The organism is Arthrobacter sp. NPDC058130, assembly GCF_042884475.1.
Classification (GTDB): Bacteria; Actinomycetota; Actinomycetes; order Actinomycetales; family Micrococcaceae; genus Arthrobacter.
Map to the genome: position 1 here is coordinate 162,226 of NZ_JBHVTV010000011.1, position 13,346 is coordinate 175,571.

11 protein-coding genes are annotated in these 13,346 nt (G+C 66.3%); 3 read left to right on the top strand and 8 right to left on the bottom strand.

Going from position 1 to position 13,346, the window contains the following annotated elements; all coding sequences use genetic code 11:
• Window positions 1–62: 62 nt before the first annotated feature.
• From ACFVTM_RS17700 to ACFVTM_RS17710, 3 genes are all read left to right on the top strand, one after another.
• A complete protein-coding gene (locus tag ACFVTM_RS17700; protein WP_390205070.1) occupies window positions 63–497 on the top strand; it encodes a pyridoxamine 5'-phosphate oxidase family protein in 435 nt (144 codons plus the stop codon).
• A gap of 70 nt (window positions 498–567) precedes the next feature.
• The gene (locus ACFVTM_RS17705; protein WP_390205072.1) at window positions 568–1,020 is read left to right on the top strand and encodes a very short patch repair endonuclease; all 453 of its coding nucleotides are present in this window, start codon (window positions 568–570) and stop codon (window positions 1,018–1,020) included.
• 148 nt (window positions 1,021–1,168) lie between these two features.
• Window positions 1,169–1,543 (top strand): hypothetical protein, encoded by a 375-nt coding sequence (locus ACFVTM_RS17710; RefSeq protein ID WP_390205074.1) that lies wholly within the window; start codon window positions 1,169–1,171, stop codon window positions 1,541–1,543.
• A gap of 46 nt (window positions 1,544–1,589) precedes the next feature.
• On the opposite strand, the gene ACFVTM_RS17715 is transcribed toward ACFVTM_RS17710, so the two are convergent.
• From ACFVTM_RS17715 to ACFVTM_RS17750, 8 genes are all read right to left on the bottom strand, one after another.
• Window positions 1,590–3,011 (bottom strand): restriction endonuclease, encoded by a 1,422-nt coding sequence (locus ACFVTM_RS17715; protein ID WP_390205076.1) that lies wholly within the window; start codon window positions 3,009–3,011, stop codon window positions 1,590–1,592.
• The gene (locus ACFVTM_RS17720; protein WP_390205078.1) at window positions 3,004–5,235 is read right to left on the bottom strand and encodes an McrB family protein; all 2,232 of its coding nucleotides are present in this window, start codon (window positions 5,233–5,235) and stop codon (window positions 3,004–3,006) included. Before ACFVTM_RS17720 ends, ACFVTM_RS17715 begins: the two co-directional genes overlap by 8 nt.
• 92 nt (window positions 5,236–5,327) lie before the next feature.
• A complete protein-coding gene (locus ACFVTM_RS17725) occupies window positions 5,328–5,630 on the bottom strand; it encodes a hypothetical protein (protein WP_390205080.1) in 303 nt (100 codons plus the stop codon).
• Window positions 5,631–5,662: 32 nt separating this feature from the next.
• Window positions 5,663–6,094: an acyl-CoA thioesterase gene (locus ACFVTM_RS17730; protein ID WP_390205096.1), complete on the bottom strand. Its 432-nt coding sequence runs from the start codon at window positions 6,092–6,094 to the stop codon at window positions 5,663–5,665.
• Between the two features lie 131 nt (window positions 6,095–6,225).
• Window positions 6,226–8,298: an ABC transporter ATP-binding protein gene (locus ACFVTM_RS17735; RefSeq protein WP_390205081.1), complete on the bottom strand. Its 2,073-nt coding sequence runs from the start codon at window positions 8,296–8,298 to the stop codon at window positions 6,226–6,228.
• Entirely contained in the window at window positions 8,295–10,028 is a 1,734-nt protein-coding gene (locus ACFVTM_RS17740; RefSeq protein ID WP_390205082.1) for an ABC transporter ATP-binding protein, read from the bottom strand. The genes ACFVTM_RS17735 and ACFVTM_RS17740 overlap by 4 nt, the downstream gene beginning before the upstream one ends.
• Window positions 10,029–10,339: 311 nt before the next feature.
• Window positions 10,340–12,604, bottom strand: a complete 2,265-nt coding sequence (locus tag ACFVTM_RS17745; RefSeq protein ID WP_390205083.1) for an MFS transporter — start codon at window positions 12,602–12,604, stop codon at window positions 10,340–10,342.
• Between the two features lie 4 nt (window positions 12,605–12,608).
• The gene (locus ACFVTM_RS17750; protein WP_390205084.1) at window positions 12,609–13,094 is read right to left on the bottom strand and encodes a MarR family winged helix-turn-helix transcriptional regulator; all 486 of its coding nucleotides are present in this window, start codon (window positions 13,092–13,094) and stop codon (window positions 12,609–12,611) included.
• Window positions 13,095–13,346: the final 252 nt, after the last annotated feature.

Sequence of the window (13,346 nt, forward strand, 5' to 3'; positions counted from 1 at the left end):
TCACCCGGCTTGAGTCCTTTAGCCCCTAGCTATTTCCCCGCTGCGACCAGAAGAATGAACGCATGATGTTCGATCACGAAGGCGGCAATCCCATCCTGCAACTGAACGATGAGCAGACCTGGAAACTGTTGGAGGGTACCAAGCACGGCAGGCTCGTGGTCACTGTGGCCGGGGAACCCGACATTTTCCCGGTCAACTACGTGGTCGGCGGACGGAAACTAATACTCCGCACGGCCCCGGGCAACAAACTGGCCGAGCTCACCATTAACGCCAAAGTGCTCTTCGAAACGGACGGCGTCCTGTCCGACGAAGCGTGGTCCGTGGTCCTGCGCGGCACCGCACGTGTCCTGGACAAATCGGCCGATATAGCCGCCGCCGAGGCCCTCGGGCTCAAGTCCTGGGTTCCAACCTTGAAGGACTTCTACGTAGAAATTACGCCGACGTCGGTCAGCGGTCGCCATTTCCTGTTCGGCGAACAGCCGGAGCGGGAGATTTAGCACCGCCAAGACACAGCAGCCGCCAAGACACAGCAGCCGCCTAGACACAGCAGCCGCCTAGACTTAAAGAATGGCGGACAAGCTGACTCCGGAGCGGCGCAGCTGGAATATGTCCCGTATCCGGGGCAAGAACACCAAGCCGGAAATGCTGGTCCGCAGGCTGCTGCATGCGAAGGGATACCGTTACCGCCTGCACGGCAGCGCGCGCGGCGGCAAACTCCCGGGCAACCCCGATCTCGTCTTCGCCGGCCGCCACAAGGTCATCTTCGTCAACGGTTGCTTCTGGCACTTCCACGAGTGCCGGGTGGGGCAGCACGCACCCCAAGCAAATGCCGAGTTCTGGGAAACCAAACGCACGCGAACGCGGAACCGCGACGCCGCCCAGCGGCTCCAGCTCGAACACGATGGCTGGGAAGTGCTCACGGTGTGGGAGTGCGAGCTGAAGGATTCCTCGGCGCTGGAGCTCCGCCTGGATGCTTTCCTCCAGGGCCTCCAAGGCCCGGCCACGCACAAACCCTCCTGAGGACACCCGATACCGAGCAGAAATCCCGCGTGTCGCGCGGCCCGCTTCCAGTGCCTGCTGGACCGCCTCAGCTAATATTCGACTCCGGGGGCATATAGGGATTATTCGGACAGTACCGCTGCGTACTACAAACACGGGAGAGCGCACAATGCCGCACTTGCTGATGTCCAACGACGAGCCCAACCCGGCTGCTGCTCCGGCAGATTCCACGCCGGCAGATTCCAGCCCCACGGATTCCAGTGGCACAGAGTCCAGTCCCACGGTCCTTCAGTTCCGCCGCCTCGGCCACACCACACACCGCACCAACCGGCCCCGCCCGTTCCGCGGAGCCGACCCGGATCTGGAGCCGCTGCGCCGGCAGGCGATGTCGATCATCAACGAGGTTCTCGCTGACACCAACCCGGACGAGGCCGACGTGCGGGAGAAACTGCGCTGGCATGTCACCAACAACCCTGGCAAGCCGGAGAAGGCGCTCCTGGATCATATGCTGACGGTCTCCGTCGAGCAGGAGGAATCCGCCTAACTGGCGGAGCCGCCTAGCTAACTGCCCGGCAATTGCCTGAACGGGTTTAGCTTGCCGACCGACCAATACTGGCCTGCCGGAGCACTTCGCCCCAGGACTGTTGGGCAAGATCCGCCACGGAGGCCAGGATTTCCGACGGCGGCAAGGACAGGTCCAGCGGGAACTCGACAATATCGATGTCGGTATTGAGAATCCTGCGCAGCTTGATCTCCCCTGACCCGGGGTAAACGATCCACGCTGTCGGCACCCGCAGTGATGTGCAGTAAGCGAGCATCCGGTAGTGGTCGCCCGAGAGGGACGCGCCGGCGTCGGCGGCGGCCTTGTACTTGGCGTCGTACACCATCACGGGCTGGCCGCCGAGGAAGTGGACAGCACCGGGCTGGACCACAATCCGGTCCGAGTCGCGGACGGCCTCGTTCAGCAGTGCGTTGTAGCGCAGCCGCATTTCTCCGGGGTAGGCGGCCATGGCCTCCCGCAGGGCCGTCCCCACGAAGTCCTCGAACACCTTTGCCATGTCCACCACGAACGACGCCGACTGTTGCTTGCCGTCGCCCGCCTCCGCCGAGGCGTTCCGCAGGATCAGTTCGGAGAGCCGGAGAACCGCGTGGTAGCGGGTGTTCATCCGGCTGGGCCGCCACTGCGGCAGGGGTGCGCCAGACTGAAGGCGCGTCACGACGTCGAGCTTTCCCTTCAGCTGGCGCAGCCGGCTAAGGACTTCCGGCCGCACGCGCGGAACCTGGGACATCCGTTCCAGCGCGGCGCGCAGGATCCGGTTCTCCGCGATGTCTTCGGTGAATTCGTCATACGAGACTTCCAGCGGCACCAGCATTCCGGGCCGGCGGGATATCTGGTCCGAAATCCGGATCCGGCCCTTGACGGTCCGGAGGGACTCTTCGACCATGAGGTACCCCTGCAGCACGCCGCGGCTGAGCGCGCGGTCCGCGAGCTGCGCCAGGGATTCGGCCAGGGCGCTCCACAGGTCGGCGTGCTCCACGGCGGCGACCGAATCGTCGCGGAAGCCTTGGTCTCCTGCGTAGCCGAGCAGGAACAGGAGCCGGCTGAGCCCGAGCCGTCCCTTCGGCCGCACCTCGAGCTGCACGGTGGGGGTGCGCACGGAGCCCACGGTCCCGACGGGTTCGATCCGGTACAGGCCCATGCCCATCGGCGAGGCTTTGGCCAGGCCGCTGGCGTTGACGTAGGCGGCGGTGTCCGGATCCAGCCGTTCCACGACGCCGGCGGAGAGTTCGTCGAGGACTATGTGCCGGCAGGGCTTCGCGCCGCCGCGTCCGGAGACGCCCCGTCCCGACGAAACCCGTCCCGACGAAGCCCGTCCCGATGAACCCTGTCCGGGCGCACCAGGCACGGCCTCACCGGGCACGGAAAAACCGCGCCCCGACGCGTCCTGGTCCGCGGCGACGGCGCTGCCGGCCAACGCCACGGTGTTACCGGCCAGCGGCAGCCTAGGCATGCGCCAGACGGGCCAGCAGGTTTTCCAGTCCGAACCGTTCCTCGAGCTGGGCGCGGTTGAGCTGGCCGTGATAGTGCTCCTCCAGCAGCGGCATGAGCTCGTACTTCCAGATTCTGCGGAGGCCCTTGGGCGACTGCGCGGACTTCTTCATGAAGTAGGAGGGCCCGATCATGAGGTCCCGGTCCCATTCGTCGATCGCGTCGTTCAAGGCGTCAAGCAGCAGGGCCGGCGTCGTGTCCAGGTCGCGGGCCTGGAGGAACCGCAGCAGCGAGCCCTTCACGGGTTCCGTCTTTGGATGGAGCTCGATGAAGGAGAAGCGCCGTCGGATGGCCGCGTCCATCATGGCGATGGAGCGGTCCGCGGTGTTCATGGTGCCGATGATGTAGAGGTTGTCCGGCAGGGTGAACGGCTCGTTGGGGCTGTACTGGAGGTAGATCCGGTCATCGCGGTATTCGAGCAGGAAGTACAGCTCGCCGAATACCTTGGCGAGGTTCGCCCGGTTCATCTCGTCGATGATCAGGAAGTACGGCTTGTTCTCGTTGCCCGGCTTGGCCGCTTCCTCGGCGAGCCGGCGCAGCGGACCGGCCACGAGCTTGAAGGACACCTGGCCCTCGTCCGTCTTGTCCGGACGGAAGCCTTCGAAGAAGTCCTCGTAGGCGTACGAGGGGTGGAACTGGACCAGCTTGACCCGCTCGTCCGTGGTGTCGCCGGCGAGCTCGGCGGCGAGGTGCTTGGCCAGGTACGTCTTGCCCGTTCCCGGCGGACCGTAGAGCACCAGCTGCCGGTTCTCCTCGAGGAGTTCGGCGATTTCCTGCAGCGGGTCCAGGTCCATGTGCAGGGACGCGGCGAACTCCGGCGTCAGCGGCCGGAACCCGTCATGGGCCGGCTCGACGGCGGCATCCGGCTCGGCGCCGTCGCCCTCCTCGGCTTCGGCTTCTGCCGGCAGGAGCCCCTCGAGCGCCTGGATCACGCGGGTAATGTCCACGATGTTGCCGGACGTGGTCAGCTGCCGCTGGACGTGGCGGGGCAGACCGGTGACGTCGTGTTCCTCGTCGAACCAGCGGACCTTGCGGCGGAGCCGGCGGTTGTCCTTTCCGTGCTCCGGTTCGCCAAGGATCACGCCGATCCGGACCTTGCCCGAGCTCTGGAATAGGGCAAGGTCGCCCGGCTTCATTACGGTCAGGAAGGCGAAGACGGCCGTCTTGGTGTCCTCGCGCTCCACGTAGCCGAGGTGCTTGTAATCCTCGTCAACGGCGTTCTGGACCAGCCCGGCGGTAACGCCGGGGTCCAGCAGGCGGAGGTGTTCGACGTCGAGCGTCACCGCTTCCTCGTCCCGCCACTCCCCCAGCAGCTCGGGGTTGTCGTGGTGGGTGCGCAGGAGCCAGGCACGGCGGCCAGGGTCGCCGACCTTCCGCCACTGGCTCACCAGCTGGCGGGAGTACCAGTCGATCCGCTGCCCGGCCTGCTGGTCCAGGTGCAGGCGGATCCGGTGGATGTCCGCCGAAATGTCTTCGTCGCTGTCGCCCTTGGCACCGCCCACCAGGGAAGCGAAGGCGTCGCGGATCTCCTGGCGTTCGACGTCGGCCACCACGGGTTCGAAATAGCTCGGCCAGACCAAGAACTCAATGCTGCGGCGGATGGCAGGCTGGTCATCCGGGGTGCCGGCGACAAGCTTGTGGAAGGCCAGCGGATCCTTGACCGCGGCCTGGACGACGTGGGCCGGCCGCTGCGCGACGTGCTGCACGAAGCGGCAGAGCCATTTCAGGTGGTCCCAGATGGTCCAGTTGAATTCCGCGGTGCGGTCCCGGATGACGCCGTGGTCCGTCATGCCCGCGTAGAGCTCGTCGGGAAGCTCCAGGGCAGGCTCCAGCCAGGACGCCGCCTCGGCCACGCGGGCCCGCTTTACCTTCAGCGACTTGACCTCGTGGGCCAGCGGCAGGGACTGGAGGAAGAGCAGCTCCACGGCCAGCTGCTTCGCCCCGCGGGTGGCATCTTCCAGGTTCTGGCGCAGGTTGGTCATCATGGGCGCCTTGGGGTCCGGGACGCCGCGTTCCAGGCGTTCCAGCAACTCCGCGGCGGCCTGGACAGACCAGGTTTTAGTGCGGCCGTCCAGGGCGGACGCCTTGCCGAGCAGCCCCGGGCCCAGCACAAACCATGCCGCGTCTTCAATCTCCTTGGAGATGCCGAGGGCGCGGTGCAGGGCAGGCTTCTTGGTTGGGGTCATACGTTCAATTTACAGGCTTAAACTGAACGCCCGCATTTAACGCCGCCCCTAAGCTACCGTCCAGTAGACCGCTGGCTGCCCGTCTGCGGTGCCTACTTGACTGCGGGACGGCGCTTCACGCCGACGACGAAATAGGTTCCCGGGCCGATGAAGTTCACCAGGGTGGCAAGTCGCCACAGCGCCTTGCTCCCCCGGATTTCCTCGGCCGGCCGACGCGAGATATCCCGCTGGGCCGCAATGAGCAGCGTCAGCTGGACCGTGGCCGCGACGATGGTTCCGAACCGTGCCATCGGCGAGAGTTCGCTCCACTTCTTCTTCCTGCGGGAGTGCTTCTCGTGCATCCTGTTGCCCATGTTCACAGCGACCAGGCCTCCTTTAGCCTCGGGATTGTTCATTGTAGGAGCCCCGCCGGTGCCCGGGGTAGAGGCTATGGGACCGGGTGGGCGCGGGTGTACGGGGCCAGCCGCTCCTTCTGCTCCGGCGTCAGCCGCAGCACCCGGCCGGTGGCCTCGTTGACGAATGCAAGGTGGCTCGTGGCCCGCACGCAGTCCTCCCGCGTCACGGGATCCTGCACCAGATAGTGGATGTCGAAACTGGCGCCCTTGACCGCCCCGATCCACAGCTGGACGACGGCGGGCACGTTCCGGTACTCAAGGGTCCTGACGTAGCGGATCTTGTGCTCCACCACGAGAGCCAGCGTCCCCTCCGGCACTTCGTTGAAGAGCGAGACGACGGGTTCGATTCCGGGCAGCCCGGACCCCTGGGGCGGGCCGAACGCCGCGATCCGTGCTTCCTCGAGGATCCGGACAATCTGGACGTTGTTGATATGCCCGTAGGCGTCCATGTCGCCCCAGCGCATCGGCACTTCCACCTCCAGGCGCCGCGGCTCCGCGCCCGGGACCTCCCCCGTGGCTGGGCTCTCCCCGGCTGCGGCCCCGGCCGCTGAGGTCCCGGCGGATGGGGTCTGGGCGGTTGGGGACCCGGCGGCGCTCAGCTGCGCACCGCCGTTGCCTCGTCCGCCGGATCCTCCAGAGCCGCTTCAGCGTCCTCACCGGCGAACTGGGACATGTACAGCCGGTAGTAGGCGCCCTGCAGGGCCAGCAGGTGGGCGTGCCGGCCCTGCTCGACGATCTGTCCGTCCTCCATGACCAGGATGGTGTCCGCGTCCCGGATGGTGGAGAGGCGGTGGGCGATCACGAAGCTGGTGCGCTCCGTGCGCAACGCGGCCATGGCCTTCTGGACCAGGGCTTCGGTTCGGGTATCCACCGAACTCGTCGCCTCGTCCAGGATCAGCAGCGACGGGTCCGCCACGAAGGCCCGGGCAATGGTGATCAGCTGCTTTTCGCCGGCACTGACGTTGTTGCCTTCTTCGTCAATGACCGTGTTGTAGCCGTCCGGCAGCGCGCGGACGAAACGGTCCACGAACGTGGCCTTCGCCGCTGCCATGATCTGCTCTTCGGTGGCGTCCAGCTTGCCGTAGCGGATGTTCTCGTAGATGGTTCCACCGAACAGCCAGGCATCCTGCAGCACCATGCCAACTTTGGCGCGCAGTTCCGAGCGGCTCAGCTTGGTGATGTCCACCCCGTCCAGGGTGATGCTGCCGGCGTTGAGCTCGTAGAAGCGCATCACGAGGTTGACGAGGGTGGTCTTGCCCGCCCCGGTGGGTCCCACGATCGCTACCGTGTGTCCGGGCTCGGCCGTGAAGGACAGGTCCTCGATCAGCGGCTTGTCCGGCGTGTAGCTGAAGGTGACATGGTTGAACTCGACGTGGCCGTCGGTCTTCGCCGGAAGGTGCTCGGTGGCGGTCTCGGCGTCCTGTTCGTCGGCGTCGAGGAATTCAAAGACCCGTTCGGCGGACGCGACGCCGGACTGCAGCATGTTGGCCATGCCGGCCATCTGCCCGAGCGGCTGGGTGAACTCGCGGGAGTACTGGATGAACGCCGTCGCGTCGCCCAGGCTCATGCCGCCGGAGGCCACCCGCAGCCCGCCGACGACCGCGATCCCCACGTAGCTGAGGTAGGAGACGAATTGCATGACCGGCATGATCATGCCGGACACGAACTGGGCCCCGAAGCTGGCCTTGTAGAGTTCCTCGTTGCGCTCGTCGAAGCGGGCCAGCATGTCGGCGTCGCGGCCAAACACGCGGACCAGGTCGTGGCCGGAGAAGGACTCCTCGATCTGGCCGTTGAGCTCGCCGGTGTTCTTCCACTGCGCGGCGAAGAGTTTCTGGCTGCGGGCGCCGATGATGCCGGCGGCCACCCCGGAGAGCGGGAGGGCGATGAGTGCGATCAGGGCCAGCTGCCAGGACACGATGAACATCATGATCACGATGCCGAGGACCGTCAGGGCCGAGTTCACGAGCTGCGCGAAGGCCTGCTGGAGCGCCTGCTGGATGTTGTCGACGTCGTTCGTGACGCGGGAAAGGATGTCGCCGCGCTGGCGGGTGTCGAAGTAGTTCAGCGGCAGCTTGTTGAGCTTCTTCTCGGTGTCATCGCGCAGCTTGCGGACCACGCGCATGACGAGCACATTGAGGACATAGCCCTGGAGCCACAGGAAGATGTTGGCGACGAAGTACATCACCAGCACCACGCTGATGAGGAACGCGAGCTTCTGGAAATCGATGCCCGTGCCCGGCACCACGTCCATCTTGGCCAGCATGTCGGCGAAGTTGTCCTGGCCCTGGGAGCGCAGTCCGTCGATGAACTGCTCCTTGGTGGCCCCGGCCGGGAGCTGCTTGCCGACGACCCCGGCGAAGATCACGTCCATCGCCTGGCCCAGGATCCTCGGGGCAATGACGTTGAGGACGACGGCGACCGTCACCATGGCGAGCACGACGATGATGCCGGCGCGTTCGGGCTTCAGCAGCCCCATGAGTCGTTTGGCCGAAGGCCAGAAGTGCTGGGCCTTCTTGGCCGGCACGCCGAACATGCCGCCGTCGGCTTCGCCGGGTGTGTACTCCTCCTCGACGAAGTCGTCGTCGATCACGTCGGTTGCGACGCTCCCGGCGGGGGTCGTGTCAGTTGCCGTGGAGGGCGTGGTGGAGAGTTTCTCGTTGGTGCTCATGCCACTGCCTCCGCGGTCAGCTGGGATTCGACGATTTCCTGGTAGGTGCTGGAGTTCTCCAGCAGTTCCTCATGTGTTCCGCGGTCCACGATCCTGCCGTTGTCCAGCACGAGGATCTGGTCGGCGTCGGCGATGGTGGACACGCGCTGGCCGACGATGATCACCGTGGCATCGGCCGTCTTGGCCTTCAGGGCCCGGCGGAGCCTGGCGTCGGTGGCGACGTCGAGGGCCGAGAACGAGTCGTCGAACAGGAAGACCTTGGGTTCGGTGACGAGGGCGCGGGCGATGCACAACCGCTGGCGCTGGCCGCCGGAGACGTTGGTGCCGCCCTGCGCGATTCGGGAGGCGAGGCCGCCCTTCTTTTCGCGCACGAAGTCCGCGGCCTGGGCGACGGTCAGGGCCTCCCACAGGTCCGCGTCTGTGGCCTCGGGCTTGCCGAAGCGCAGGTTGTGCTCGATGGTTCCGGAGAACAGGTAGGGCCGTTGCGGCACCATGGCTACCCGCTGTGTGATCTCGGCCCGGTCCAGCTGCGTGACGGGGACGCCGTCGAGCAGGACCTCGCCCGACTCGGCGTCGTAGAGCCGCGGCAGCAGCGCCAGCAGGCTGGACTTGCCGGCACCGGTGGAGCCGATGATCGCCACGGTCTGTCCGGGCTCTGCCGTGAAGCTGATGTTGCTCAGCACCGGCGCCTCGGCGCCGGGGTAGGCGAAGGTCACGTTGCGGAATTCGACGCGGCCCGCCTTTGCGGCCGGCGCCATGGGGGTGAGCGGTTCGTGGATGGAGGGTTCGACGTCGAGCACTTCGCCGATGCGGTCGGCACAGACGGAAGCACGGGGAATCATCATGGCCATGAAGGTGCCCATCATGACGGCCATGAGGATCTGCAGGAGGTACTGCAGGAACGCCGTCAGCGAGCCAACCTGCATCTCGCCGGCGTCGACGCGCTGGCCGCCGAACCACAGCACGGCGGCGGTCGAGATGTGCAGGATCATGCCGATGGCGGGGAACATGAGCACGAACAAGGAGCCGATCTTCAGCGAGACGTCGGTGAGGTCCTTGTTTGCCGCGCCGAAGCGCTCGGCCTCGTGGGGTTCGCGCACGAAGGCCCGGACCACGCGGATGCCGATGATCTGTTCGCGGAGGACACCGTTGAGCCGGTCGATCTTCTCCTGCATGGAGCGGAAGAGCGGCATGAGGCGGACCACGAGGTAGCCCACCACGACGACGAGCAGGGGCACGGAAACCCAGACGAGCCAGGACAGGTTGAGGTCCTCGCGCAGGGCCATGAAGATTCCGCCGATACACATGATGGGCGTGGCCACCATGAAGTTCAGGGCCATGAGCATGAGCATCTGGACCTGCTGCACATCGTTGGTGCCCCGCGTGATCAGGGTGGGGGCGCCGAACAGGTTGACGTCCCGGGCCGAGAAGCTGCTGACCTTGCGGAAGACGCCGCGGCGGAGGTCCCGGCCGAACGCCATTGCCGCCTTCGAACCGTAGTAGACGCCGGCGATCGCGGTGGCCACCTGGACCAAGGCGACGCCGAGCATGACGCCGCCGGTGCGCCAGATGTAGTCCGTGTCACCGCGGGAGACGCCCTCGTCGATGATCTGGGCGTTGAGGCTGGGGAGGTACAGGGCCGCGATGGTGGACGCCAACTGGAAGATGACCACGGCCGCGATGTATGGCAGATACGGCTTGGAATAGCGCCGCATGAGGGTAACGAGCATGCCCACGAGTCCTTACGAAGACCGAATTATGAAAGACAGAACGATTTTAAAGACAGATAAATGAAGTGAATTGAAAAGCTGATTGAAGACTATCCCTTGGGTCCGACAGCCTTAGCCACCCCACTGTACGAAATCCCCCGCCCGGGCGGAACACGGGGCGCCGAATATCATCCAAACGGCGTACTTAAGTGGCTGGCGCTGCCGTTCCGCGCAAAAATGCCCACCGCCCCGAGTTCCGCGGGAAGGCCCCGCGGCTGCCCTGGGGCGGCCACGGGGCCTTTGGAATACGGCACCGGCGTTATTCGGTCCTGCTACTCGGTGCGGTGCCGGCCGTGGGTGGCGATGTACTCCGCGGCCGCGCGCTGCATCTTGCGCTGCTTGGCGAGCTGCCGGTGCAGTGCCCTGAGCTCCTCGGCAACCCGGGCCTGTTCTACGGCGATGGCACGCTGCTCTGCAGCCTGCTGGTGCACCGCTCCCAGCGCGTCCGCCAACTGGAGCTGTTGTTCTGCCAGGAGCCGCTGGGTCTGCAGCAGCACGGGCACGACGTCGGCGGCCTCGGGCCGGTCGTCGGCCAGCAGGGTCCGGGTCCGCTGGCGGGCGCCTTCCCTCTCGTCCGCCCGCTCCGCGCCGAACTCCGACGCACCGAACTCCGATACGCCGGACTCCGACGTGCCGGACTCCGCAGCACCAGCGTCCCGGCCGGAGCCGCGGCCGGTCCTGAAGCCGAGGTCGGCCTCGCGGCGGGCGGCATCAGGGAAACGGGATTCGGCGCGCTCCCGGCTGAGGACCTCGATGAATTCCCGGTCCAGGTCCACGATGCCGGTGGCGCCGGCAGCCGAAGCTGCCTTGGCGGCGTCGTCCGGGCTGTTCCGCAGAGTGTCGCCCAAAGCCGCAGCGGCGGCACTGGCGGTGGCATCCCCTGCGACTGCCACGGCAGCATCTCCTGCTTGCTCGGCAGACTCCGGCCGGACGTCGACGGTGCGGCGCAGCGGGCGTTCCTTGATGAACAGGATGGCAACCAGGGCCACGAGGCCGATGACCGCAGAGATCAGGAAGACCTCCGCGATCGCGTCGCCGTAGGCGGCCCGCATGATGTCGCGGATCGGTGCCGGCATGTCCTTGAGGTCCATGCTGGCGCCCGTCGATCCGGCCGGAACCTGGATTCCGGCGGAGGCGATCCCCTCCACAACGAGCTCCTTGACCCGGTTGCCCAGGACGGCGCCGAGGACCGAGACGCCGATTGCTCCGCCGACGGACCGGAAGAAGGCAACGGAGGCGCTGGCCGTGCCGATGTCCTTGGCCTGGACCGTGTTCTGGACGGCGAGCACTAGGTTCTGCATGAGCAGGCCCAGGCCGACGCCGAGGATGGCCGTGTAGATCCCGGTCAGCCACAGGTCAGTGGTGTGGTCCATGCTGCCGGCCAGGCCGAGACCGCCGATCAGCAGGACGGCGCCGGCAATCAAGTACCGCTTCCACTTGCCGGTGCGGCTGATGAGCATGCCCGAGGCGACCGAACCGATCAGGTTGCCCGCGATCATGGGCAGCGTGAGGAGGCCGGCTTCGGTGGGGGTGGCACCGCGTGCCACCTGGAAGTACTGGCCAAGGAACGTCGAGGAGCCGAACATGCCCACGCCGACGGCCACCGAGGCGAGGATGGCGAGGGCGGTGGTCCGCTCCGAGATGATCTTGAGCGGGATGATGGGCTGGGCCACGCGGGATTCCACCAGCACCAGCAGGCCCAGGAGCAGGACGCCGCCGCCCACCATGGCCACCGACTGCCACGACCACCAGTCGTAGTAGTCGGGGTTGCCGGCGAAGGAGACCCAGATCAGCAGCAGGCTGACGCCGGAGGTCAACAGGATGGAGCCCAGCCAGTCGATCTTGGCGGGCCGTTTGACGTGCTGGATCTTCAGGGTGATCTGCAGCAGGATGAGCGCGACTACAGCCAGCGGGACGCAGACAAAGAACGTCCAGCGCCACCCCAGAGGGCTGTCGACAATGAAGCCGCCGAGCAGCGGGCCGCCGGCGGTGCCCACCGCCATGACGCCGCCCATGTAGCCGGAGTACTTTCCGCGGTCGCGCGGCGGGATCATCGAGCCGATGATGGCCTGGGCCAGGGCGGTGAGGCCACCCATCGCGATGCCCTGGATGACGCGGGCGGTCAGCAGCAGCGGAATGGTCTCGGACAGACCCGCCATGACGGAGCCGGCCACGAAGATCACGATGCTCAGCTGGACGAGGACCTTTTTGTTGAAGAGGTCCGCGAGCTTGCCCCAGATCGGGGTGGTGGCCGCGTTGGCCAGGAGCGCGGCGGTGATCACCCAGGCGAAGTCCGTCTGGGTGCCCTTGAGCTCGGACATGATGGTGGGCAGCGCGTTGGCAACGATCGTGCTGCTCAGGATGGCCGTGAAGAACGCTGCCAGCAGCCCGGTGAGGGCCTCCATGATCTGGCGGTGGGTCATCGCCGCGGGTGCCGCGGCGGGCTGGGATGCGCGGGGCGCCTTCGGCGGAAGGTCCGACGGGGCCGTATTCAACGGGGCCGTGGACGGTCCCGTTGCGGCAGCGTGGCTAGCCATATGTCTACTCCTCAACAATTTCGGTCGTATTCGTGGGTCCGGCCGTCGTTGCCCGGGCTGAGGTCCTGAGGGACTCAGCAAGTTTTTCGAGGGTGCGCGCCGTCAGTTCGACGTCGTCCTGGCTCCAGTCCTGCAGCAGGCCCTGGAGGGCGGCTGTGCGCTGGTCCTCGATGACGCGCAGCTTCTCCGCTCCTTTGGCGGACAACGCGATCAGTTGCGCGCGGCCGTCTTCGGGGTCCGGCCGGCGGACCACATAGCCGTGGTCTTCTAGTTCGGCGATGTGCCGACTGAGGACCGGAGCGCTCACGCCGAGCCGCTCCGCCAGGTGCGTGGCCCGCGATTCGCCCTCCCCCACAAAGCGAAGAACGCCCTGAAGCGCCACCCCCGTGTCCTGCCCGCGCAGGCTGGCGGCGGCGACGCAGCGGACTGCGCGCTGGAGATCGAAGATCTGGTAGACGAGTTTGGCTGCAGCGTTGGATTCGACCGACATGGTTGGACACCCCTCTTTTGTTTGCCCAAGGCAACTATATACCAAAATGGTTACTTCGGGAAACTAACTCTATTGGAAGGGGTGCGGCGACGGCATCGAGAGGGCGCTGAGGGGCACTTAAAGACAAAACGGACCGGCCGGGTCCGCCCCTCACGGTGAGGGGCGGACCCGGCCGGGCCGCGGGGGGGTGTGTGGGGGGTTTAAACAAATGACGCTGCCGGCGCTTTTGGGGGGGTATGTGTCGGTGGTGGG

What these genes read in the sequence shown, in the direction of transcription:
- ACFVTM_RS17700 (WP_390205070.1), top strand. Translation starts at nt 63, where the DNA reads ATGATGTTCGATCACGAAGGCGGCAATCCCATCCTGCAACTGAACGAT.
- ACFVTM_RS17750 (WP_390205084.1), bottom strand. Translation starts at nt 13,094, where the DNA reads ATGTCGGTCGAATCCAACGCTGCAGCCAAACTCGTCTACCAGATCTTC.
- ACFVTM_RS17725 (WP_390205080.1), bottom strand. Translation starts at nt 5,630, where the DNA reads ATGAACAATCCCGAGGCTAAAGGAGGCCTGGTCGCTGTGAACATGGGC.
- ACFVTM_RS17745 (WP_390205083.1), bottom strand. Translation starts at nt 12,604, where the DNA reads ATGGCTAGCCACGCTGCCGCAACGGGACCGTCCACGGCCCCGTTGAAT.
- ACFVTM_RS17735 (WP_390205081.1), bottom strand. Translation starts at nt 8,298, where the DNA reads ATGAGCACCAACGAGAAACTCTCCACCACGCCCTCCACGGCAACTGAC.
- ACFVTM_RS17710 (WP_390205074.1), top strand. Translation starts at nt 1,169, where the DNA reads ATGCCGCACTTGCTGATGTCCAACGACGAGCCCAACCCGGCTGCTGCT.
- ACFVTM_RS17705 (WP_390205072.1), top strand. Translation starts at nt 568, where the DNA reads ATGGCGGACAAGCTGACTCCGGAGCGGCGCAGCTGGAATATGTCCCGT.
- ACFVTM_RS17715 (WP_390205076.1), bottom strand. Translation starts at nt 3,011, where the DNA reads ATGCCTAGGCTGCCGCTGGCCGGTAACACCGTGGCGTTGGCCGGCAGC.
- ACFVTM_RS17730 (WP_390205096.1), bottom strand. Translation starts at nt 6,094, where the DNA reads ATGCGCTGGGGCGACATGGACGCCTACGGGCATATCAACAACGTCCAG.
- ACFVTM_RS17720 (WP_390205078.1), bottom strand. Translation starts at nt 5,235, where the DNA reads ATGACCCCAACCAAGAAGCCTGCCCTGCACCGCGCCCTCGGCATCTCC.
- ACFVTM_RS17740 (WP_390205082.1), bottom strand. Translation starts at nt 10,028, where the DNA reads ATGCTCGTTACCCTCATGCGGCGCTATTCCAAGCCGTATCTGCCATAC.